The sequence below is a fragment of the Roseburia sp. OM02-15 genome, from assembly GCF_003481835.1.
In the GTDB taxonomy this organism is placed as follows: domain Bacteria; phylum Bacillota; class Clostridia; order Lachnospirales; family Lachnospiraceae; genus Eubacterium_I; species Eubacterium_I ramulus_A.
In genome coordinates, this window is sequence record NZ_QULX01000001.1 from 332,708 (window position 1) to 356,755 (window position 24,048).

The 24,048-nt window shown below is 43.2% G+C and carries 18 protein-coding genes; 11 read left to right on the plus strand and 7 right to left on the minus strand.

The annotated features are described in order from the left end of the window. Window positions 1-11 precede the first annotated feature (11 nt). The 4 genes from DXB15_RS01550 to DXB15_RS01565 are packed head-to-tail and all read right to left on the minus strand — an operon-like array spanning window position 12 to window position 6,237. Window positions 12-971 (minus strand): acyl-CoA dehydratase activase, encoded by a 960-nt coding sequence (locus DXB15_RS01550; RefSeq protein ID WP_109216837.1) that lies wholly within the window; start codon window positions 969-971, stop codon window positions 12-14. Continuing rightward, entirely contained in the window at window positions 968-2,116 is a 1,149-nt protein-coding gene (locus DXB15_RS01555; RefSeq protein WP_109216838.1) for a 2-hydroxyacyl-CoA dehydratase, read from the minus strand. The genes DXB15_RS01550 and DXB15_RS01555 overlap by 4 nt, the downstream gene beginning before the upstream one ends. Then, window positions 2,116-3,033: an acyl-CoA dehydratase activase-related protein gene (locus DXB15_RS01560; RefSeq protein ID WP_109216839.1), complete on the minus strand. Its 918-nt coding sequence runs from the start codon at window positions 3,031-3,033 to the stop codon at window positions 2,116-2,118. Before DXB15_RS01560 ends, DXB15_RS01555 begins: the two co-directional genes overlap by 1 nt. A gap of 3 nt (window positions 3,034-3,036) precedes the next feature. Continuing rightward, window positions 3,037-6,237: a thioester reductase domain-containing protein gene (locus DXB15_RS01565; protein WP_109216840.1), complete on the minus strand. Its 3,201-nt coding sequence runs from the start codon at window positions 6,235-6,237 to the stop codon at window positions 3,037-3,039. Window positions 6,238-6,732: 495 nt separating this feature from the next. Here DXB15_RS01565 and DXB15_RS01570 point away from each other — a divergent pair, with 495 nt between their 5' ends. Together DXB15_RS01570 and buk are read left to right on the plus strand one after the other, a co-directional pair. Continuing rightward, window positions 6,733-7,029, plus strand: coding sequence for a hypothetical protein (locus DXB15_RS01570; protein ID WP_109216841.1), 297 nt, complete (start codon window positions 6,733-6,735; stop codon window positions 7,027-7,029). Window positions 7,030-7,250: 221 nt separating this feature from the next. After that, window positions 7,251-8,321, plus strand: a complete 1,071-nt coding sequence (gene buk / locus DXB15_RS01575; protein ID WP_118701824.1) for a butyrate kinase — start codon at window positions 7,251-7,253, stop codon at window positions 8,319-8,321. A gap of 316 nt (window positions 8,322-8,637) precedes the next feature. Here buk and DXB15_RS01580 read toward each other — a convergent pair whose 3' ends face one another. Continuing rightward, complete coding sequence (locus DXB15_RS01580; protein WP_118701825.1) at window positions 8,638-9,897, minus strand: glycosyltransferase family 2 protein; 1,260 nt, start codon at window positions 9,895-9,897, stop codon at window positions 8,638-8,640. Between the two features lie 501 nt (window positions 9,898-10,398). Here DXB15_RS01580 and DXB15_RS01585 point away from each other — a divergent pair. From DXB15_RS01585 to DXB15_RS01595, 3 genes are all read left to right on the plus strand, one after another. Continuing rightward, window positions 10,399-11,106, plus strand: a complete 708-nt coding sequence (locus DXB15_RS01585) for a response regulator transcription factor (protein WP_118701826.1) — start codon at window positions 10,399-10,401, stop codon at window positions 11,104-11,106. Between the two features lie 15 nt (window positions 11,107-11,121). Beyond that, entirely contained in the window at window positions 11,122-13,860 is a 2,739-nt protein-coding gene (locus tag DXB15_RS01590) for a sensor histidine kinase (RefSeq protein WP_118701827.1), read from the plus strand. A 169-nt stretch (window positions 13,861-14,029) separates the two neighbouring features. Next, complete coding sequence (locus DXB15_RS01595; protein WP_109216483.1) at window positions 14,030-14,716, plus strand: MerR family transcriptional regulator; 687 nt, start codon at window positions 14,030-14,032, stop codon at window positions 14,714-14,716. 246 nt (window positions 14,717-14,962) lie between these two features. Here DXB15_RS01595 and ymfI read toward each other — a convergent pair whose 3' ends face one another. Beyond that, window positions 14,963-15,691, minus strand: a complete 729-nt coding sequence (ymfI, locus tag DXB15_RS01600) for an elongation factor P 5-aminopentanone reductase (RefSeq protein ID WP_243115580.1) — start codon at window positions 15,689-15,691, stop codon at window positions 14,963-14,965. 308 nt (window positions 15,692-15,999) lie between these two features. Here ymfI and DXB15_RS01605 point away from each other — a divergent pair, with 308 nt between their 5' ends. The 3 genes from DXB15_RS01605 (at window position 16,000) to DXB15_RS01615 (ending at window position 19,496) form a co-directional block, all read left to right on the plus strand. After that, window positions 16,000-16,875, plus strand: a complete 876-nt coding sequence (locus tag DXB15_RS01605; protein ID WP_118701829.1) for a helix-turn-helix domain-containing protein — start codon at window positions 16,000-16,002, stop codon at window positions 16,873-16,875. Window positions 16,876-17,029: 154 nt separating this feature from the next. Further along, window positions 17,030-18,094: a D-alanine--D-alanine ligase family protein gene (locus DXB15_RS01610; RefSeq protein ID WP_109216480.1), complete on the plus strand. Its 1,065-nt coding sequence runs from the start codon at window positions 17,030-17,032 to the stop codon at window positions 18,092-18,094. After that, complete coding sequence (locus DXB15_RS01615; RefSeq protein WP_243115581.1) at window positions 18,087-19,496, plus strand: UDP-N-acetylmuramoyl-tripeptide--D-alanyl-D-alanine ligase; 1,410 nt, start codon at window positions 18,087-18,089, stop codon at window positions 19,494-19,496. Before DXB15_RS01610 ends, DXB15_RS01615 begins: the two co-directional genes overlap by 8 nt. 192 nt (window positions 19,497-19,688) lie before the next feature. Here DXB15_RS01615 and DXB15_RS01620 read toward each other — a convergent pair whose 3' ends face one another. Then, window positions 19,689-20,423: a lysophospholipid acyltransferase family protein gene (locus DXB15_RS01620; protein ID WP_118701830.1), complete on the minus strand. Its 735-nt coding sequence runs from the start codon at window positions 20,421-20,423 to the stop codon at window positions 19,689-19,691. Between the two features lie 211 nt (window positions 20,424-20,634). On the opposite strand from DXB15_RS01620, the gene DXB15_RS01625 reads away from it, so the two are divergent. The 3 genes from DXB15_RS01625 (at window position 20,635) to DXB15_RS01635 (ending at window position 24,030) form a co-directional block, all read left to right on the plus strand. Further along, window positions 20,635-21,048, plus strand: coding sequence for a protease complex subunit PrcB family protein (locus DXB15_RS01625; RefSeq protein ID WP_118701831.1), 414 nt, complete (start codon window positions 20,635-20,637; stop codon window positions 21,046-21,048). Window positions 21,049-21,062: 14 nt separating this feature from the next. Further along, window positions 21,063-22,628 (plus strand): DUF3794 domain-containing protein, encoded by a 1,566-nt coding sequence (locus DXB15_RS01630; RefSeq protein ID WP_118701832.1) that lies wholly within the window; start codon window positions 21,063-21,065, stop codon window positions 22,626-22,628. Between the two features lie 256 nt (window positions 22,629-22,884). Then, window positions 22,885-24,030, plus strand: coding sequence for a C40 family peptidase (locus tag DXB15_RS01635; RefSeq protein ID WP_118701833.1), 1,146 nt, complete (start codon window positions 22,885-22,887; stop codon window positions 24,028-24,030). Window positions 24,031-24,048 lie beyond the last annotated feature (18 nt).

The window sequence follows — 24,048 nt, forward strand, 5'->3', positions numbered from 1 at the left end:
TTTAAGCCACCCTAATCTTGGCCTTGTTTGATTTCCCCACGTTCGCAACGATTTCCCCAAGAATCAATGAGTTCCCCATCGCGGTAAACGCAGATGATCTCACAATGGTTTGCACAATTCGGACATACAACTTCTCGTGTCACAAATTCCATATCTGCCACATCAAAGCTGAACGGTTTCTCAATGCCGCATCCGAGTGCAAGGATCGCAGCACCGTAACATCCCATCAGATGTCCGTTTTCATCTACAATGATTTCTTCTCCCAGAGAGTCTGCAAAGGCTTTTACAACGCCTTCATTTTTACTAACACCACCCTGGAATACGATTGGCGGAAAGATTTTCTTACCTTTTCCGATATTGTTTAAGTAGTTATTTGCAACGGCATTACACAGACCGGCAATGATATCTTCTTTTTTGTGTCCCATCTGGATTTTGTGAACCAGATCGGACTCTGCGAATACGGTGCAGCGGGCTGCAATCGGAGTTGGATTTTTACTTCCAAGAGCGATTTTTCCAAATTCTTCTACTTCCACACCAAGACGACGGGCCTGGCTGGAGAGGAAAGAACCGGTTCCGGCAGCACACAGGGTATTCATGGCATAATCCACAGCGACACCGTTTTCCACACAGATGATCTTGGAATCCTGTCCACCGATCTCAAGGATGGTGCGGACATCCGGGTGCAGGGTTGTGGTTCCAACCGCGTGTGCCGTGATCTCATTTTTTACAATGCTGGCGTTGCACATAGCGCCGACAAGTTTACGGGCACTTCCGGTTGTTCCGGCAGCAACGACTTTATATTCATTCTGATCAATTTTTTCTCCAAGGGCTGCGATTACTTTTTTTGCAGCGCCCATCGGATTTCCCTCCGTCCAGAGATAAATTCCAGCGAGGATGTTTTTTTCTTCATCGATAATGACACCTTTGGTGGAAATAGATCCGATGTCAATTCCTAAATATGCTTTTTTCAAGATTCTGTTACTTCCTTTCTCATGGCGATCATATCATAAAATGCTTCCAGTCTGGTCTCGATACCGGTATCACTGGTCTGAGTATCATAGTTTAAGTACAGCACCGGGATTTTGTAGTCGGAGCTGATGTTGTGGAGTACCGGAACGGCATCCATCTCCGGTGTACAACCGAAGGATTTTACGTGAACCAGTCCGTCAAAGCCTTTTTCGGCATAATGCTCTGCCAGGGCGATGGTGGAGATACTGGAACTTCCCATGTCAAATTTGGTGTATTTGCTGGAAAGCTTTTTCTGGATATTGACCCAGAGGGAAGATGGGAATTTGTACAGGTCGTAGGTGAGGTAGCCTTTTAATTTTTTCAGGGTTCCCTCATCCGGACAGAGCAGCACACTGTTGGAAAGGTTCATCCAGCGATGTACTTCCGCACCCATCTGTGCGATTTTTTTCTCAATTTCATGATTAGAATAAGGATCCATAATGGTGAAATATTCACCGACCACACCGACACGCAGCGGATGTTCCGGTTTGTTTTTCGGAATAGCATCAAAATCTGCGATGGTCTGTTTGTAAATGCGGTTGACATCCCTTAATCCCTTTGCTTTGCGAAGCTGTGCCAGAAAACGGTTGTATACTTTATCATAGGAGCCTTTTTCAATTTCAAATCCCATGTTCTGACGGTAGTTGTCTTCCACTTTATCGATAACGGTGATCATTCTGGCAGTGGCAGGCAGCACTTTTACCATCTGAAGCATGGATGCATTTGGGGCAAACTGTCTCATGCCTTTTAACATGCCAATCAGATTTTTGTAGCGGAAGAGAGTCAGATTGAACATGTCAAAATCGTATCCCATATCCTTTAATATCTGTTCATGAAGTTCACCGTAGTAGCCCAGACGACAGGTTCCGCCGGTCTGAATCAGAACGTTGGCACCCTGCTCTAAGGCTTCGATGTAACAGCCCATCATACATTTGAATGGTGCACAGACGAAGTCCGGACTGTATTTTGCACCAAGTTCAATGGTTCGTTTTGTCATGGCAGGCGGAGCCAGATATTCCAGATGCAGACCGTTGTTTACAAAGTACTGGATCGGAATGTCATAGTTTCCCAACTGCGGGTAACAGAGTTTATATTTCTTTTCCGGCATTACAGACGTGCCTCCTTTCGGAAACGGATAATATCAATAAAGCTTTCCAGACGGGTTTCGATACCGGCGTTTCCGTCCTGGCTGTCCAGCAGCAGGTTCAGGATCGGGCGGTCTTTGATCCGGCGGATGATCATCTCGTTGACCATGGAATCAGGTCCACACGGGAATGCGGTAAGCAGGATAATACCATCCACATCGTTGTGATATTTGGAAATCGATCCAAGTAGCTCGCGGTTCATGATCCACGGAACGGCTTTGCAGATATTCAGGGAATCCGTCTGAGCCTGTTTTAAATCTACGGCATCGGAACAGATCGGAACGGCATCCAGCTGTTCGATTCCCTTCATGATCGGTTTTCCGATATATTCATCGTAGAGGTTGTAGCTGTGTCCGACGACAAGGATTTTGATGCGGTCATCGTGCAGTTTTGCTTCCTCTTCCTGAATATGTTTCTCATGTGCTTTCTGCCATGCGGCATATGCTTTCTGATAAGCTTCTTTTGCCTGGATTTCTGAAGCTCCAAGGGAAACACCCAGCATCATGTAAGCCTGTTCCTCTGGACATTTCTGCTGAAGATCCACGTTGCAGGTGATAAATTTAATATCATGATCGCGGAAAGTGTTGGCTGCCATATCATACAGCGCTTCAAAACGGGAGCACATCACGCCGTCTTTTCCGTAGTTTGCGATACGCGGAACAAAGACTGCGTCACATTTTCCTTCCAGTGCGGAGACATGACCGAAAAATAATTTGCTGGAGAGGCAGTTTTCGTCGATGGCGTAGTGACTGCCTGCATCCATAAGTGTCTTATTTGTATGTGGGCTTGCAATGGTCTCGTGACCAAGTTCCCGGAAAAAAGTTTCCCAGAGAACATGGTAACGATAATAAAGTAAAGCCCGTGGTATTCCGATTTTCATATTTTATATACATCCATTCTTTTTAAAATAATTCAGGTAAGCGGCAAACAGTTTTTCATCCACCGGTGGGCAGCTGATGCCGGACTGATTCAGCAGGAGATTTGCTTTGGTACAGTCATAGACCGTGTCTTTGCCGATGAAGTGACGCAGGACACCAGGGTTGGCGTCAGTACCGCTCTCAAAAAGGCAGGCTAACAGGGTCAGGGCATTTTCTGATGCATCCGCCTGTTTTAATTTGCTTTTCCATGCCGGGAATGAAATATAACGGACTGGATAGTCGCAGGCGCGGATATAAGAAACTGCCTTTTTCACCGGAACCGGCTCCGGGTTGACCAGATTGAATGCCTGATCCATGGCTTCCGGTTTGCGGGAAATGCAGCAGATCGCATCTGCCACAAAATCTACCGGCGTCATATGCATGCAGTAGCTTGTGCGTGGGATCGCCTGCATCTGGATCGTTCCGACGATCATACGGCTGACCATGTCATCCATTTCCCAGATGCCGTTGGCAGCACCAGTGATATCGCCAGGACGATAGATCACAGTGTGAAGTCCGCGTTTCTGTGCAATTCCTACCAGTTTTTCTGATACCCATTTTGTCTCAGAATATGCAAGGGAGAAGCCGTGAGCGGTGTTCAGCGGATCGTTTTCATAGACCCGTTTGCCCTTGTTATTTGGCGTATCATAAACGCTGTAGGAAGATACATAGTGATAATATTTTGGCTGACCGGCGCAGGCAAGGCGCAGGGTTTCCACGGTTCCGTGTACGTTGGTTTCTTTCAAAAACTCATACGGGAACACAAAATTCAGCAAAGCACCGTTGTGGTAGATCACCTGAATTTTTTCTGTCAGCTCCTGCCACAGCTCTTCGGAAAGACCGAATTTCTCTGTGGAGAGATCACCAATGACCGGATGCAGAAATGCGCGGTAAGATTCATCCCAACACTGGTAATGGATCATGTTGTTGATCAGTCGTTCCAGACCGGCTTCTTCGGAGTCTGCACGTACTAGACAGTACAGATTCAGTCCGTCATGCGGATATTGCGTCAGGATCGCACGGATCAGCTGAGCTCCCAGAAATCCGGTAGCACCTGTCAGCAGAATATTTCTGCAATCCTGTGGAGCCACTGTGTAAGCATTTGTCGGCGCAATGGAAGCATCAAGGTTACATTCCTGTTCCAGATCGACTGCTTTGGAAGCTCCTTTGGCACCGGCTAATGTGCGGCGTACATAATTAGCAACACCGGACACGGAGGAATCCAGCAGTACTTCACGTAGATCCAGTTTTACATGGAACCGTTCTTCAATTTTACTTACCAGCTCAAATCCCATCAGGGAATCGCCGCCAAGCTCTAAGAAGGAATCTGTCAGGCTGTACTGTTCGATGTTCAGCACTTTTTCAAAGACAGCTTTTACCTGCAGCAGGATCTCATCTGCTTTGTCAATGGACTTATCAATGATTGTTGTCTCTGAGCTGCCAGTGCGGTATGCATGGCTGCTGTGGAGAATTTTTAATTTTCCCTGCTGATACAGATCTCTTGCTTTTAACATCTGCAGTTTACTGTTGTCTGTACGCGGGATTGCTCCTCTTGGAACAAAAATAATGTCATAGAAGGAGAAGCCGAAGCGCGCGGATACAGCTGCGTTGATCTGACTGACCCGCTTCTGGAAATCTTCTTCTGGTTTGGATTCAACGACAGCGATCACCTGTTCTTTGTTTCCGTTATTCGTGGAGAAAAATCCAAAGGAGGTTGTAGCAAGCGCTGGTACTTTCTGCATGATCAGCGCCTGCAGATCACTTGGGAAGATATTGTGTCCGTTGATGATCAGCATTTCCTTGATTCGTCCAGTGATATACAGATGCCCCTCATATAAAAATCCAAGATCACCTGTTTTATAGAAGTTACAATCATAGTCTTCCAGTTTGACGCGGAAATTAGCATTTTCTTTTAAAGTGCCCCAGTAGCCGTTTGCTACGCTGTCACCGGAAATAAAAATCTCTCCGATATGCAGGTCTGAATATACTTTTTTGGTTTTGGGATTGCCAATGACCACAGTTAGATCTTTGACTGGTTTACCGACACTGACAATTTCTTTGACCTGTGTACCTTCCGGAACTTCGTCCAGAACGATCGCGCGGTTTTTCTGATATGCTTCATAATCCAGCTTTAATACACGGTAATCCTGACTGGCAAAGGTTGCAAGACAGACATTTTCTGCCAGTCCGTAGCCCGGTGCCATGGCATTCGGGGAAATCTGGAACAGTTCGGAAAATTTTTCCACGGTTTCGGCACTGATAAATTCCGAACCGTTCATAAAATGAGTTACCTGTGTCAGTGGATATTTTGCTGCTTCCTCCGGTGTAAAAATACGGGTACATGCATCAAAGGCAGAACCTGGTCCGACAGTCAGAGTCAGATTGAAATCATGCAGCATTTTTACCCACAGCTTTGGATTTTCCAGAAACTGTAACGTAGAGAGAAAATAAGCACAGGCATTGGTGGTGCAGATCGGCATACAGATCGTAACGACCAGTCCCAGATTGTGAAAAAACGGAACCCAGGTACCAAGGGTACCATTGTTAAAATCGTAGCATGCCTGACACTGTTCCAGATTTTTCATCAGTGCTTTCCATGTGACGCGGACGCCTCTTGGTGCGCTGGTGGAACCGGAAGTGTACTGCAGGTAAACCAGACGGTTTTCCGTTGCTTCCACGATCACGTCTTTTCGTTTGTATGGAGTCAGACGATCCGTGTAGATTCGTTTTAAACGGATGACACTGGTAAATGCCTCGCGGATCAGACGGCCGGTGATGCTGACACCGGATTCTTGTTCCATGGCATAGTTGGAAATCAGCGCTTTCGGCTGACAGGATTTCAGCACAGAGATAAAACGTGCTACTTTTCCTTCGTCCAGTGGCGGTGGGATGACGGTGAATGTGACACCTGCCATCATACAACCAAGGATCGCATAAGTAGTACCATAATCCTGCATACTGAAAATAACCGCCCGGTCACCAGGGCGGAGTCCTTTTTTGCGCAGCATGTACGCAATTTCCAATGATTTATGGTAGAGGGCACGCATTGTGATATTTTGCATGTCCCATTCGCCGTTTTTGTATTCCAGAAAACGGTAGATGACACGTTCCGGAGCTTTTTCGGTCTGCGCGGAAAGAATGTCAATGAGTGAGGTTATTTTTTTCATAATGATATACTTTGCTCCTCTGTTTTTCTGATGGATTTCAGAAAGTGTTATCCTATATAAATAATGGGTTTTATCTTATATATATCAGATGGGAGATGACTCCCACCTCTATAGGTGGTGAGAAACAAGTTAGTATCAGTGGTGGGAGCCAATCCCCCATCTGATATAGCCTCCGGCAGGATTACAGAGGTGCGCAGTTGAAGTATGTCATGCAATTGCATGACGCGCACCTCGCAACAAGAATGCCGGAGCATTCTTGAATATATAAGATAGTTTAGCTTTATAATAGTTCATTCTATGAGTTGAATCAAGTTAAATAAGTATAAACTCTTTGTTGTGTCTTTTTTTGCAAGATGAAAAATAAAAATTTACAATTTTATTATAGATTAATAAACATAAAATGTAGTATAATGTTGGTATTGCAATATAATTAAAAAGTAAAGGAATGTTATGTCTGAAGACAAGGCAGCTAATACAAATGTATGGAGGTATGATATGAAACAAAAAAACATGGACAAAGAGACAAGAATCAGGAAAGCACAGGAGCGCACAGATGAGTTGTTTCCGGGGAAAGATCTGAATGACATGTATGAGATGTATCTGGAATTTTTCGCGGAATATGAACGGTTGTGGGATGAAGGAAAAAATGTTTCCATGGAAATGCTGGAGTTCCTGAATCGAAACAAAGATCTGATCGAGATCATTGATTATTTTCCACAGGAAGACGAGCCTTTGTGGGAGGAGAGCCGTCGTGTGCTGGAACTTTTATTTACAAGTGATGAACTGGATTAATGCGGAGCTGCTTTTGGGGAGCATTCTTGAATGGTAAAAAATAAAAGATAAGAAGAATATGGCATTGGAATGATTTATATGCAAAATCGTTTCAGTGTCATATTTTTTTCTCTATTTTCGAAGAAAATATTGTATATTATATATAATATATGTTAAAATGAGAGACAGAAATGGTAATGCGTATGAAGTAATTTAGAAAAGAGTCGAAGGAGGACCTTACAATGGAAAAATTATTAATCTTAAATCCTGGTTCCACATCTACAAAAATTGCTTATTATGAGGACGAGCAGCAGATTTTTGTAGAGAGCATCTCTCATTCTGCAGATGAGATCGCAAGATATGACCTGATCGTAGATCAGTATGAGTTCCGTAAAGATATGATCATGGAAGTTCTGAAAGAGAAAAATGTAAAACTGGAGGATCTGACAGGTATCGTTGCCCGTGGTGGTTTACTTCCGCCTCTGAAGGCAGGCGCTTACCGTGTAAATGATGACATGGTATGGCAGCTGAAAAACAAACCGGCAATGGAGCATGCTTCCAACCTTGGCGCTGTAATTGCAGATGCGATCGCAAAACCACTTGGAATCCCGGCTTTCATTTATGACGGTGTAACAGTTGATGAGATGATGCCGATCCTGAAGATCACAGGTCTGAAAGAGATTACAAGAAAAGGTATCGGTCACAACCTGAATACAAGAGCTGCAGCTATGAAATATGCCCGTGAGAATAACAAAGAGTACAAAGACTGCAAACTGATCGTAGTACATCTTGGTGGTGGTATTTCCGTAACCTTACAGTACGGCGGAAAAGTTGCAGATATCATCAATGATGAGGATGGCCCATTCGCTCCGGAGCGTGCAGGCGGTCTTCCGGTTCAGTCTCTGATCAAATATTTTGGTGAGAGCGGCATGACTACAAAAGAAATGCTCAAGAAAATGAAGAGTCGTGGCGGTCTGGTAGCACATCTTGGTGTAAATGACAGCCGTGAAGTTGAGAAAATGATCGAGAATGGCGATGAGCATGCAAAACTGATCTATGATGCAATGGCATTAAACGTAGCACGTAAGATCGGTGAGGAAGCTGCAACAGTTGCAGGTGATATTGAAGCCATCATTCTGACAGGTGGAATTGCATATTCTGAGTACTTCACAAACGAAGTAAAGAAAAATGCAGAGTGGATCGCACCGGTTATCGTATATCCGGGTGAGAATGAGATGGAATCTCTGGCACTTGGCGGACTTCGTGTATTGCGTGGACAGGAAGAAGCACACGAATTTGTAAGAACAGAGTAATTAACATTTCTGCTTAGAAGTCCGAAAGGATTTTCTATAAAGGGAGCATTCTTGAATTATATAGAACCGTAGTAGCATGATGATTATCTGATATTAGTCGGAAAATATTCGTGTTACTGCGGTTTTTTGTTTATAAAAAATGACTGTTAATTTTTTACTAAAGCGAAGACACATTTTCTTGTTACGTAAATTGAGAACGCCTGTATTTTTTCTCAGAGAGCGATTGCTAGCGACCGAGACCAAATACAGGCGTTCGACTTAAAAACCTAAAAGATATAAAAATATAAAAACACTGGGGGCAATTTTAAAACTCTGTTTAAGACGCAATCCGGCGAACCGGTTTTGCAGTTCTGGAACCATGGGCGATCGGTTTCCATTCCACTTTCTTAAACATTGCAACAAATGCGATCGGAATATAAGTCAGCATATAAATCGGGAATGTGAACATATATCCGATTTTTTTATACCATGCCATATGCATGTGCTTCCATTCTGTCAGTGTTGTGTAGATACCAAGTACCAGCATAGCTGCGGATGTATTTACCGTAAACTTACCGACACAGAGCAGTGCTGAAACAGAATCCTGTGCTGTTAAAAGTGCCAGAATCGTCAATGTCAGTCCTGCAAAGGTGGCAACCATTGTCAGGATAAAGGCCGGAAGGTTGGACATCAGCATGTCGAAACAGGAGAAGCCGCCCTTTTTGCCAACTTTGGATAATAACTGTCTGCCGTATTTTTTGTATACCTGAAAATAACCTTTGACCCAGCGCATACGCTGATGCCAGGATACAGAAAATTTTGTCGGCTGTTCATCGAAAAACTCTGCGTGCTCACAGTAACCGATTTTTACACCATTTGCGATGCAGTCGGCGGTAAATTCAATATCCTCTGTTAAAAGGAAGAACTTCCAACCGTCATTTTTCTCAATCAGTTCACGGGAGATCATATAACCCGTTCCGGATACCATACAGCTGTTGCCAGTTCTCATTCTGCCACGGTTTAAAAATTGCGCTTCATGTAAGAACCAGAGACCATAACCGTGGGAAATCCAGTTGTCACCAAAGTTTTTGGAGTTACGGTAGCTTGTAACGGCGTCGTATCCATCGTTAAATGTCTTGTTCATTTCTGCTATGTAATTCTCATCCAGAAGATTATCTGCGTCAAAGATAAAGAATCCATCGTAATCTTCCAGATTGTCGCTGAGTGAAATCTGATCCAGTAAGTATTTTAAGGCATATCCTTTTCCAACCTGAATCCGGTTAAAACGTTCATATACATAAGCACCGTGTGCATAAGCAACTTCTGCAGTAGAATCCGTGCAGTTATCAGCAACAACGTAAATATCAACCAGTTCAGACGGATAATTCTGTGCGTGAATGCTGTCTAACAGTTCACCAAGGACATTTTCTTCATTTCTGGCTGCGATCAGTACTGCATAACGATGAAGCTGTAATGGTTTGTGGGGCTGCTCTTTCTTAATATAAGGTGCGATCAAGTAGATAATCTGATAAGCAAAACAGGCAATGAATGCAAATAAGATCGACCAGTTGATCACACGGGTGATTGTAACTAACATAATTGGTTCCTCCCTGTGCTTGTGTTTTCATTTTCGTTATACTCAATATATCAGCTAAATGTTAGGATTTACGGTGGCAATCATTAACAAATCCTTAAGAAACATGGTTGAAAAGATAAAGAAATGAATCGTTTCCATATTATATAAGTATAAGATTATATAAGGCGTGTGATAGAAGAATATCATTGATTCTTCAACCTAAATTTTGTTGTTAAAAATTCAAGAATGCTCCGGCATTCTTGTTGCGAGGTGCGCGTCATGCAATTGCATGACATACTTCAACTGCGCACCTCTGTAATCCCATCTGATATATGTCTAAACTTCATGCCATACAGTCTCAGTTCCTGCTCATAAAGAGTTGCGATATCTTCATAAATCGTTAAGAATTTGGCGCGGTTTCCGGAAAGAATTGTCTGTTAAAGTGTCAGCATAAAGGAATTAGGGAACGATTCCTTTCCGAATGCATTCAAATCGAGTATAATAACGGGGAGGTGAAAGATTATGATAAATATTTTAGTATGTGATGATGATAAAGATATTGTAGATGCCATTGAAATCTATCTGGCTCCGGAAGGATACCATATCTTAAAGGCATATGATGGCATTCAGGCCATCGAAATGATGCGAAGCAACGATATTCAGCTTTTGATCATGGATGTTATGATGCCGCGTATGGACGGTATCCGGGCCACGTTAAAAATCCGTGAAGAATCAAATATTCCGATCATTATTCTTTCCGCGAAAACGGAGGATACGGATAAGATTTTCGGATTGAACGTAGGAGCAGATGATTATGTGACAAAACCATTTAACTCTTTGGAGCTTGTGGCAAGAGTAAAATCGCAGCTGCGTCGTTATACAAAATTGGGGACAATGACGCCGGAAACAGTTTCCAATGTTTACCGTACAGGTGGACTGGAGATCAACGATGATATGAAGCAGGTCACAGTCGATGGCAGAGTCGTAGAAAAACTAACACCAATACAATATAATATCCTTCTTTTCCTGACAAAAAACAAAGGAAGAGTGTTCTCCATCGAACAGATTTATGAAAGAATCTGGAACGAAGATGCCATCAATGCAGATAATACGGTAGCGGTACATATCCGACATATCCGGGAAAAAATTGAGATCAACCCGAAGGAACCGCGTTATCTGAAGGTGGTATGGGGAATCGGCTACAAGGTGGAGGATATTAAAGTCGAGTAGAACAGGAGATCCTTTATGAAGAAAAAATATTTTTACAGCATGTGGGCGAAGATGCTGACAACGGCGGTTCTTCTGATCGCCGGCGGTCTGACTGCAGTCTGTGCCGGATGGAGTATGGCTGGGCTTTCTTCAGGCATGAACGTGAATGAGATTATGAGCCCGGTTTCCTATGAGGAAAGTCAGAAGGCAGAGCACTATGTGAGACGGGAACTACAGGACCAGCTGGGTAAATTCCGCTCTGAAACTAAGATTTTGCAAGGAAATGCTTATAATGGTGATCTGACTTTAGATATATCTAACTTGAATGATGGTGTAAATGCAGAGAACAAAAACCAGAATTTGGAATATAAACTGTCCGATCTGGATGCATTTTACAATTCTGATGGCTATCCGATCCTTTGCTGGCTGACACAGACAAAACATGAATATGTGTATGATGCATATGAAGAAGGTGATGAAACTGATACCAGCGAATATAAGACTTCTAACTCCAGTACGGAAACTACAACTGTTCCTACAGCGGAATCTGCCACAGATACCAATATTCCGGAACCGGTGAATGTAGAAACGACGAATATCAGTGGCTGGTTTGACGCAGGTGATGGAAGTACCGGTGACAACAGACATCCGGAAGCATATGATTCTTATCAGGTGAAATGTTATAATAATGAATCGGACGTAGTATATGCAAACGGAATTGATGTTGAGCAGAAATTTATCAAAAATATCAACGGTGTAACGCTGGCTGAGTATGCACGTGAAAATGATCAGCTGAATCTGCTTTCCGATTATTATGATGATTTGCTGGAGGCAGCAAGTCAGGTACACGATTTGGTAAACCAGACATCGAGTATACAAAAGCAATATGACAATACAAATGTATATGTATATCTGGTAAACGAAGATGATGGTACTATATATACGAATGTGCCGGCCTGGAATACAGAACAGGCCATGTCCCTTGACCAGTTGGAAGAGCAGTATCAGAGCAAAGATTATTCTGCACAGGGTAAATACCTGTATCTGATGATGGATGAGGCATCCGGAGATAGTTATGCATCTGTAACTTTCCTGGCGGATGAACTGAAGGGAATGATCAGAGATATTATGGGAGACGGCAACTGGAGGATTTTTGTCGGACTTGATACCAATTATCATTGCAGAACATCGCAATCATATTATGATTCCATGTATTATACGGCTTATCAGGATATATCCGGACAGATTGCATTTAACTTTGGAAATGGCGAATACCGCATAAATGTTTTCGCAGCTATCTGGGTATTCTTAAGTCTGGCAATTGTAATGATTATTATGATCGGAGTACAGACCGGACGCAGACCGGAAGATGACGAGATTCATCCGGTACTTATGGATAAGTTCCCAATCGAGATTTTGATAATCAAGGATATTATTCTCTGGGTTGCACTGGTTGTTGGATATGCGGAATCTGTTGTTCACATTTCCTCTAATGATAGATATTATTACAGTACATTACCGTCTGCGTTTGGAAATGCCATGGCACAGTGTACGGTTTTAGGAGTCCTGGCAGCAGTATTGTTTGCATGGAATGTGAAGAGTTATGGACGAAGAATCAAAGAACGTAAAATTGGCGGAAGTATCATTGCAGGTATTGCACATGCAATAAAAAGAACTGTAGATGCTTCCAGAAAAACAATTCAGAATTCTTACCGTGCCCAGAAAGCAAACAAACAGCTGCTGATCGCATATATTGTACTGATCGGTGCGCAGATCATTTTTATGTGGATCATTTGTACCTTTGGCTTTAATTGTATGGGTGGACTGGCATTTATCTTCTTTGTGCTGATGGTATTATTTGATATTTTTGTATATTTGAAAATGCTAAAGAGCACCAGTGGAAAAGAAGCGATCAAGGATGGAATTCAGCAGTTGGCAGCAGGAAACCTGGATTACCGTATCAATACCGAGCACATGTCCGGAGAAAATCTGGAACTGGCAGAAGAAATCAATAAAGTACGTGATGGAGTGGAAAAAGCCGTAGATGCGGAGATGAAGAGTGAACGTCTGAAAACAGACCTGATCACTAACGTATCTCACGATATCAAGACACCTCTGACGTCTATTATCAATTATGTGGATATACTAAAACGCGAAAATATTCAGGATGAGCGGATTGCCGGTTATATTGATATCCTGAATCGCAAAGCACTTCGTCTGAAACAGCTGACAGAAGATCTGGTAGAGGCTTCCAAGATCAGTTCCGGAAACATTACCCTGACGATGCAGGAAATTAATCTGAAGCAGCTGATCAAGCAGACAAACGGTGAATTTGAAGAAAAATTTGAAGCAAAGAACCTGGATCTGATCTGTGATCTTCCGGAAGAACAGATGCTGATCATGGCAGACGGACGCCGGATGTTCCGTGTCATCGAAAACTTGTATAACAATGCGGCAAAATATGCGATGCCGGGAACCAGGGTGTATGTAAGCGGAAGCATTGAGGGTGATACCGTCGTATTTTCCATGAAAAATGTGTCCGAGAATCCGCTAAACTTTAAGGCAGATGAGCTGATGGAGCGTTTTGTACGGGGCGATGTGTCCAGAAGTACAGAGGGCAGCGGATTAGGCCTTGAGATTGCACGAAACCTGACGGTTATGCAGAAAGGTACTTTTGATCTGTATCTGGATGGCGACTTGTTCAAAGTAACAATTACATTCCAGAGAATCAAAAAAGAGGAGCAGAATCCAAAGACCGAACAGACAGAATCATAAATAAAAGATGAAAGAGATGGACAGAAGAAAGAAAAAGTTACGGAAGTTCATCTCTTTTTTTCAGGAATGCCATGTTGCGGATCGTGTCGAAATTTTACGATGAGATTTTCTTGAGTGCTGTCATAAATGTGCTACAATTAATGTAACAGTAATAAAGGAGGATATTGTCGTGAAAAAGGTACGATATATGATTTCAGATGCAGCAGCGATGATGCATGTGGAATCTCATGTATTACGTTACTGGGAAGAAGAACTGGAATTAGATGTTCCACGCAATGAGATGGGGCACCGTTACTATACAGAAGAAAATATCCATCAATTTGAACAGATTAAGAAATGGAAAGAAGAAGGTTATCAGCTCAAAGCCATCAAAATGATGCTGCACAGTGATAATCCTGAATTATTAGAACAAGAGCAGGAAATGCAGAGCCAGCATCTGAAGCTGGTGCCGGATCAGGAGACCGTTCCGGACAAAGATCTGTCACATACATTGCCGGCAAAAACACAGGAAACCAAAGAATCGATGAATCAGACTGTCCCGGCAGGAATGTCAAAACTGGAACAATTTCAGTTAATGATGAATGATATCGTCCGGAACGCCATTGCTGAGAATAACCAGTCACTGGGACAGGCAGTATCCGAGCATGTGGGTGAAAAAGTCATCAAAGAAATGAATTATCTGATGCGGGAGCAGGAAGAACAGGAAGAAGAACGCTACCGGAAACTGGACGAAGCAATCCGCAGCAGGCAGATGAATCGAAAAGAGAAAAAGCAGAAAGAAAAACTGTCCCGAAGAAAAGCAAAAGCAGAAAAAGCTGGAAAACATCGGTTCCGCACCAAGGAAAGTACGGTCTGAAGAAAAAGCTGACAGTTATAAGTAGTAAATGTGGACAAGATATAAATGCAAAATCGGAGAATCCTTCCGCGATAAGCGATTAAGTAAGCAACCGATTTTCACAAGGTTTTGCGCGAATGGGAAGCGACCAGCATCTACAGGAGCTGAGAATGAGCGCGATGAAACCACAGTGAAATGAGGGGAGCGCACGTCTGGCGATCGTGGAAGGATTCTCCGATTTTGTTTTATACGTAAATAATCAATTCATTACAAATATCCCCCGTCAAAGGTAATAACCTGCCCGGTAAGATAATCCGGCGCCTCAATCAGTTTCAAAATCATTTCTGCCACTTCTCCCGGCGCTGCAAAACGTCCGGCAGGAATCTCATTTTCCAGTTCCGTCCGTTCTTCATCATCAAAGCATGCATTCATACGGGTATCGATCACCCCGCAGGCAATGGCATTTACCTGAACATTACTTGGCGCAAGTTCTTTTGCCAGTGCTTTGGTAAAAAGATTCACGCCACCTTTGCTGGCTGAATAGGCCACTTCACAGGAAGCACCGGAAACACCCCACATAGAAGAGATATTAATGATTTTCCCCTGTTTTTGAGCTACCATATATGGAATCGCATATTTGCAGCAGGAGAACACGGAAGTCAGATTCGTATTTATCACGTTGTTCCATTCGTCAATACTCATATCTTGCAGCAGACCAATGTGCGAAATTCCGGCATTGTTGATCAGAACATCAATAGCACTATGAGAATCCTCAATCTGTTGAAACATTGCTGCCACCTGTGCATGATCTGAGATGTCGCAGGCAACAGGGGTACATGTTACATGATAAGTTTCTGTCAGTTCTTTTGCATATGCTGAAAGACTTTCCACAGAAGTCCGGCAGTTTAAAAACAGGCGGTAACCTGCCTGTGCCAGTTGTCTGGCAGCTGCTTTTCCGATTCCATGGGAAGCTCCGGTAATAAGTGCTGTTTTCATAAATTTATTCATTCCTTTATCATTTATTAGTATAAAATTTGTTTCTGTCATTTTAATAAAGTACACAGAGCATTTTTTATAATAAGTCTTCCGGGTACTTGCGTTAAAATTTGACAATCTGTATTATCACATTTAAAAAATATAACATAAGAATTTTAACATAAGACAGATACCGTGTATAGAATGAATACCGTTGCATTCCTGAGAAATGCTATTCCAAACATTAAAAACAGACTAAATTTGGGAAAATCCATAGCCTAATTTAATGTAAAATGATATAATTAGTCAAAAAACAAGGGAGAAATGTTATGGAAGTATGTAAGATCAGTGATGTGATCCGGGATGCGCGGATCAGAAGCGGAATGACGCAGGAAGCACTGGCATTTGGGATTTGTTCAGTCAGCACGCTGTCGAAAATTGAAAATGGTCGACGCATGCCGCAGGTGAGAGTTTTTGAAGCGCTGATGGATCGTATGGGGGAGTCATCGGAGCGCTGTCTTGTGTATGTCGGCGAGCATGAACTGCAAAAAAAGAGGATGCAGGATCAAATGACACTGGCAATGCTTTTGAAAGACCGTCTGCTGTTGGAAACAGAACTGGCGCAGTATGAGAGACTGGTGCAAAAAAGAAAGCTTATGGATGAGCAGTGGCTCAGTCTTGGAAATACTGTTCTGCAGTGGTGGGGCGGTGCTGCCCTGCCGGATACGGAACAGCGACTGACGAAAATCCTTGGCATGAGCTGCCAGAATTATCGGGAAAAGTGGGATGGGGAAATGCAGTATACATACTGTGAAATCCTTATTTTTCAAATGCTGGTACAATGCCGGATGTTAAACGGTGATTTTTTATGGAGCATTTCTGTCCTGAATGGAATGCGTCACTATCTGAAATGTGGCAGCGGTATTCTGTGGAAAGAGCGGATGCTGATCTCCGTCCATGTTTTGCTGGCACAAATTTATTATATTGCAGAAAAGTATCCAAGTTCTGCCAAATACAGCGCAAAAGGTCTCACCATCAGTATCAATACGGACTGTTATCATTTTGCACCGGTCTTGTTGAACTTACTGGCAGCTTGTGAGGCAAAACTTGGTGATACTTCAGAAGCAGATCAGGCAGAAAGCTGTTCAAAACTGCTGGACGCATTTATGACAAGTCAGAAGTACCTGTCGAAGTTCATAGACTAACATTACCATAGTTTGTAGTTGAATCCCATGGCGAAAATGGAAAATTCGAAAAAAGTATGATATTTTGCATAAGTACCATTCACAAATAAAAAAAATGTGCTAAACTAAAGAGAATGTAAAAAAAGTATTTCATATTAAGGAGATTAATATAATCATGAATATTGTAGTTTTAGCTGGTGGACTCAGCACAGAGAGGGATGTTTCCCTGAATACAGGAGCTATGGTAAGTAAGGCACTGCGCTCCAAAGGACATAACGTAATTATGCTGGATGTTTTCATGGGTTACCATGATCAAGAGGAAGATATCACAGGAATTTTTGAGCGTGCGGAAGAGGCAAGTGCCGAAGGGACACAGATTCCGGGAGAAGCTCCGGATATCGCACAGGTAAAGGCAATGAGAAAAGATCAGTCTGACTGCTTCTTTGGACCAAACGTGATCAAAATCTGTCAGGCAGCGGATGTCGTATTTATGGCACTGCATGGCGAGAACGGTGAGAATGGTAAAATTCAGGCAGCCTTTGATCTGTTTGGCATTCAGTATACAGGAAGCCGTTACCTTGGAAGTGCACTGGCTATGGACAAAGGCATTTCCAAGAAAATGTTTGAGGCAGCCGGCATCCCGACACCGCATGGTATTTCCATGAGCAAAGCACAGCGTGGTGTTCCGTTCGCAGAGACAGGATTAAGCCTTCCGTGTGTTGTAAAACCATGCTGCGGCGGTTCCAGTATCGGTGTTACCATTGTCCGTACTGCAGATGAGTATGAAGCTGCTCTGGATGAAGCATTTAAATATGAAAATGAGATTGTGATCGAGGATTACATCTGTGGTCGTGAGTTTTCCGTTGGTGTTATTGACATGCAGGCACTTCCTGTTATCGAAATTGCTCCGGTAGAAGGTTTTTATGATTACAAGAACAAATACAAAGCAGGAAGCGCAGTTGAGACCTGTCCGGCTGACATTCCGGAAGAAGTTGCAAAAGAAATGCAGAAACATGCTGTTGCAGTTTGCCGTGAACTTGGTCTGGACGCTTATGCCCGCATGGATTTCCTGTTAAATGACAAAAACGAGATGTTCTGTCTGGAAGCAAATACTCTGCCGGGTATGACAGCAACAAGTCTGTTACCGCAGGAAGCAGCTGTCATCGGCATTCAGTACGAGGATCTGTGTGAGCGTCTGATCCAGATTTCTCAGGAAAAATACGGAGGAAAACATGAATAACACATTGGAGCAGATGACACTGGAAAATATCGCAAAAGCATGCGGCGGTACTTATGTAGGCGACGATGCACAGCGCGGCAGCGAGATCACCGGCGCAGTTATTGACAGTCGTCAGGTAGAGCCGGGCTACTTATATATCCCGATCCGCGGAGAGCGCGTGGATGGACACCGTTTTATCCCGGATGTATTTGAAAAAGGTGCGCTGGCAGTTTTATCCGAGGAACCATTGGAAAATCCGGCAGGACCGTACATTCAGGTGGCTTCCAGCGAGCAGGCACTGAAAGATATCGCAGAATTTTACCGTTCCACACTTTCTATCAAAATTATCGGAATTACCGGAAGTGTTGGAAAAACAAGTACAAAAGAAATGATTTCCGCTGTTTTAAGCCAGAAATATAACGTGCTCAAAACAGAAGGAAACTTTAATAATGAGATCGGTCTTCCTCTGACGATTCTCCGCATTCGCAGAGAACATGAAGTGGCAGTGGTTGAGATGGGAATTTCTGAGTTTGGTGAGATGCATCGAATTGCAAAAGTAGCAAAACCGGATATCTGTGTCATGACAAACATCGGACAGTGCCATTTGGAAAATCTCATTGATCGTGACGGTGTACTCCGTGCGAAATCAGAGATTTTTGATTTCCTGAAAACGGATGGACATATTGTGCTGAACGGAAATGATGATAAGCTGATTACTGTGCAGGAAGTAAAAGGTGTAAAACCGGTATTTTATTATGTAGAAGATGGTACTGCTAAAAAAGCAGATCTGCCGTATGAAATTACCGCAGATGCTATCGAAAATAAAGGACTTCGCGGACTGAATGCAAACCTGCATTTTCCAGAGGAAGTCTGCCAGATCCATGAGCCGATCCCGGGCGTACATAATGTATACAATGCATGCGCAGCGGCATGTGTCGGACGTATCATGGGACTGACCAATGAGGAAATCTGTCAGGGTATCGCCCATGCAAAAACCATTGCAGGACGTACGAACCTGATCACATTGGGTGAGGTGCTTGTCATCGATGACTGTTACAATGCAAACCCGGTTTCTATGAAAGCATCTTTAGATGTACTGGCACAGGCAGATGGTCGCAAGATCGCGGTTCTTGGTGACATGGGAGAACTTGGAGAAAATGGGCGTGAGATGCATTATGATGTAGGAAAATATGCAGCAAATACAGGTGCTGATATTCTGTTCTGCTGTGGAACTCTCAGTGAGGAACTGGCAAAAGGTGCACAGCGCGGACATACAAAAGTAATGTATTTTGCAGACCGTGAAAAACTGACACAGACATTGATCAATTTTGTGGAAGCCGGTGATACGGTACTTGTAAAAGCTTCTCATTTCATGGAGTTTCCAAAGATTGTAAAGGCGCTGGAAGAAGCGTTGGAGGCATAAAAAATCAGATAAAAAATAACTTTTGGGTTATTAGGCAGAGTATAAGAAATATCGAGAATATTTTTTTATGACAAGAACTATAAAAAGAAAACTGGGAAATAGCAATTTGCTATACTCCCAGTTTTTTTGCGTTATAAAATTGTTTTTATTTTTCTGAAAAATGCCAATACTTCGTGCAAAAGAGATATTTTTTTATTGCTCAGATGCTTTCTGTGCATCCAGCATTTCCTGAATCATATTCTGAGAAAGGCGGCCAAGGGCACGTCTCTCTTCTTTTGCCAGCTCTTTCGGATAGATCGGAGCACCATATTCTACCGTAACATGTGTCGGTTTTACAAATGGCATATGATCTTTGATAATGTCTCTGGTATGGGAAATTGCCATTGGAACGATCGGACATCCGGTTTTCTCTGCAATTTTCATACTTCCCTCTTTGAACGGTGCCATCTCATCGCTGTCTCCGCGGGTTCCCTCCGGGAAAATGCAGATGGAAATGCCTTTTTTGACATATTCGATTGCCTGCAGGATTGTTTTTAAGCTGGCTTTCATATCATCACGTTTCAGAAACAGGCAGTAGAGCCGTTTCATCCAGATGTTCAGCAGCGGAACCTTTTCCAGAGAATCCTTTGCGATGTAGCCGGTCAGATCCGGACAGAGTGCATAGGTGATCATAATATCAAAATAACTGTTGTGGTTTGCTACATAGAGCACCGGTATGTCCTTTGGTACATTTTCCTGCCCTTTTACGGTGAGTTTTACACCGCAGATCCGGCAGATGACACGAAATGCCCACTGTACCATGCGCAGGCTACTGATGTCACGCAGGTGCGGATTTTTTTTGCCGATGAGCCATTCTACAAAAAGCACCGGAATTCCGATGATCAGATAGCAGACGGCGAACAAAACTGCAAGAATTGTTCTTAACATAATATTTCCTCCAAATAGTTTTTAGGTACTCTCAGAATCTTTCCTTTAAAAGATTTCGAAAGTACATTTCTAAAATGTAATAAAAATGTAATTTCTTTTAAAAAGACTTATCTAGTATAGCAGATAGTTTTTAATAAATCTATGCATATTTTTCGGATTTGAAAAATAGAATAGACCAAAGAAACAGCGGGGACAGGGAGTAGCAGTTTTTATGAAACGAATAAGCAGCATTTTTACCGTGAGTCTGCTGGTACTTATTTTGGGGCTGACAGGCTGTGGATTACAAAAGACCGGGACGCAAAAGGTACGTGATCTGGATTATACCGTTGTCACAGAACAGGAGCTTCCGGAGGAATTACAAAAGGAAATTGATGAACGCTATACCGAAGACTTCAAAATGACCTGCATGCTGGATGACAGCCTGTATATTGTGCGTGGCTTTGGAATGCAGGAGACCGGAGGATACAGTATACAGGTTCAAGATCTGTATCTGGCGCAAAATGCGATTTATTTTGAGGCAGATCTCATTGGACCGGAAAATGGTGCGGAGGCAGAAAAGGCAGTCAGCTATCCGTATATTGTCGTCAAGACCGAACGACTGGAAGAAAATGTGGTATTTGAATAGGAAAGGGGAAACATATGGAATTAAAAACAGAAGCTCTTTATATGGAAGAAAAAAAGGGACCGGCGATCACTCAGGTAACATTTGATGAAACATATCATCTTCCGGATTATCTTCCGGATTTTTTTTCTGTGATACTAAGCCGCGGGGATGTCCGGCTGGATGAAAGTAAGTGTGGAAACGGACATATCATGGTGCGCGGTGTGCTGCAGTTTCGGGTATTGTACCGCACCGGACAGGGGGAATGGAAAATCAGCAGTCTGGAAGGGGAATATCCGTTTCAGGAGACACTGATGCTGGAGGAAGCGGGAGAATTTGACATGCCGCAGACGGAGGTGTTTCTGGAAGATCTGACGGTTCGGATGATCAATGCCAGAAAGCTGAACATTCAGGCTTTGTTAGAGATTCACTGCACCGCCCGCACACGGTTGGAATTGCAGATCCCGGTGGGAATGGAACAGGAGGAGTCCTGTGAGCATCTGTACCGAAAAAAGGAGTTTCTGGAACTGTGTTATCGCGGGGAAGAATTGTGCGCTATGCGGGAAGAAGTGCGTCTGCCTTCAAATAAACCGAATATCCGCCAGTTACTCTGGCAGCAGGCACAGCTTTTTGGCATGAATGTCCGTGTGGCAGCCGGGGAAGTGACTGTACAGGGCGAATTGCAGGTGTTTGTCATTTATCTGGGAATGCAGGAAGACCGCATGCAGTGGGCAGAGATGCGCGTTCCGTATCAGTGCCGGCTGGAGATTCCGGAAGCTTCCCCGGATATGGTGTCGTATCTGACAGCAGATCCCGGCGCGATTCGGTGTAGTGTGCAGGCGGATGCCGATGGCGAAGAACGGGTGATTCTGGCAGAAGCGGATATTCCGATTCGAATGTGGCTTTACCGGGACATCAGCAAAAATCAGCTGGAAGATGTATATTCGCTGGAAAAACAGCTGATACCGAAACGAAAACCGGTAAAAATCCGGCAGCTTCATATGAAAAATGAGAGTCAGTGTCGGGTAAATGATACGCTGCAGATAAAAAATACAGAGGAAGAAGTGCTACAGATCGGTGCCGGTTTTGGAACGGTAGAACCGGAACACTGGGAGATTTCGCCAAATGGTCTTATGATCGAGGGAACGGTTCGGATGCAGGTCTTTTATATGGTAAGCTCCGACAGTGCGCCTGTGGGAGCAATGGAGAGTTTAGTGCCATTTCAGTGTCAGATGGAAATGCAGGATCTGGATGAGACCTGTGAGATTGAGATCCAGACAACATTGGAACATTTATCCTTCCTGATGAAAAATGCATCAGAGATCGAAGTGCAGGCAATTATCAATGTCAGTGCATTGGTTACAAAATTAAAAGAGGAAGAACTGATCAGTGCGATCGAAGAAGAAGCGGCAGATGCACAGGCAGACGAAAAACTGCCGGGGATTGTGGGACTGATCCTGACCGGCTCCTCAGACCTGTGGGAGATTGCCAAGAAATATCATACGACGGTGTCTGCCATCCGCAAGACGAATGAACTGGAGGAGGAAACCGAATTAAATGGAAGAAAAATTTTGGTAGTCAAACAAGTTCTGGATATCGGATGAGCCCGAACGTATATCAACTGCGAGATGACGATTACTTCTATATATAAAAGTAAAATATAGAGATAAACGATAAAATAGATAGTAAAAATAAAAAGAAATTCGGAGGTTTGCACAGAATCATAGAATTGTTACAAAGATATTACAGAAAAGTGTGAAATATTTCTAAAAAGCGTCTATTTTGGTTGAAATCCTGCAATGAAGATGTTATAATCCTAAAGGTAGCTGAAAAAGGATTTACAAAGGAGTATTTATATATATGAAAAAGAGATTATTAGCAACAGTTCTGGCAGCGGTTATGGTCATTTCCGGAACTCAGATCGCAGGAGCAACATCCCTCTCTCAGGCAAGAAGCCAGAAGAATCAGGCGCAGAACAAACTTGATTCTGTAAACAGTCAGATCGCAGATATTGAGAGCCAGCAGTCCAGTCTGCAGTCAGAGATTGATAAAGTAGATTCAGATTTAGTAGATGTACTGGTAAGTCTGGACCTGATCTCTGATCAGATTGATCAGAAAAAAGTAGAGCTTGCACAGGCAGAATCAGATCTGGCAGCAGCAAAAGAGAAAGAAGCTGAGCAGTATGATGCTATGAAGAACAGAATCCGTTACATGTATGAGAACGGTGACAGCTCTTTCCTGGATGCATTCGTTGGTGCACAGAGCTTTGCAGATGTATTGAACAAAGTAGAGAATTTCTCCAAGGTATATGATTATGATCGTAACCTTCTGGTAGAATATCAGAATACAAAGACAGAAGTTGCAAACCTTGTAACTCAGGTTGAAGAAGAGAAGAAAGATCTGGAAGAAAACCAGGCTACATATCAGGAACAGCAGAAGAATCTGGAAGAGATGAAAGCTCAGAAGAGCAGCCAGATGTCTGATTTTGAAAATCAGCTTGCACAGGCACAGAGCCTTGCAGCACAGTACAAACAGACTGTTGCAGAGCAGAATGCGATCATCGCACAGAAACTTGCAGAAGCACAGACTGTAAAAACATCTACTGCAGGTGTTTCCAATGTAGCAAACAATAACAGCAGCTCAGGTTCCAAATCAGGATCAGGTTCAGGATCTGCAGTAGCAAGCTATGGCTGCCAGTTCGTTGGTAATCCATATGTATGGGGCGGCGAGAGTTTAACAAACGGAGCAGATTGTTCCGGATTTGTTAAGAGTGTATATGGACACTTTGGTGTATCACTTCCACACAGCTCCGGTGCATTGACAGGTGTAGGTCGTGCAGTATCCACATCCGATATGCAGCCAGGTGATATCGTATGCTACAGTGGTCACGTTGCAATTTACATTGGCGGTGGTCAGATCGTTCATGCAAGTTCACCATCCACAGGTATCAAGATCGGACCTGTAAACTACGGAAAATCCATTATTGCAGTTCGTAGAATTTTCTAATCAAAGAACAGATATTAA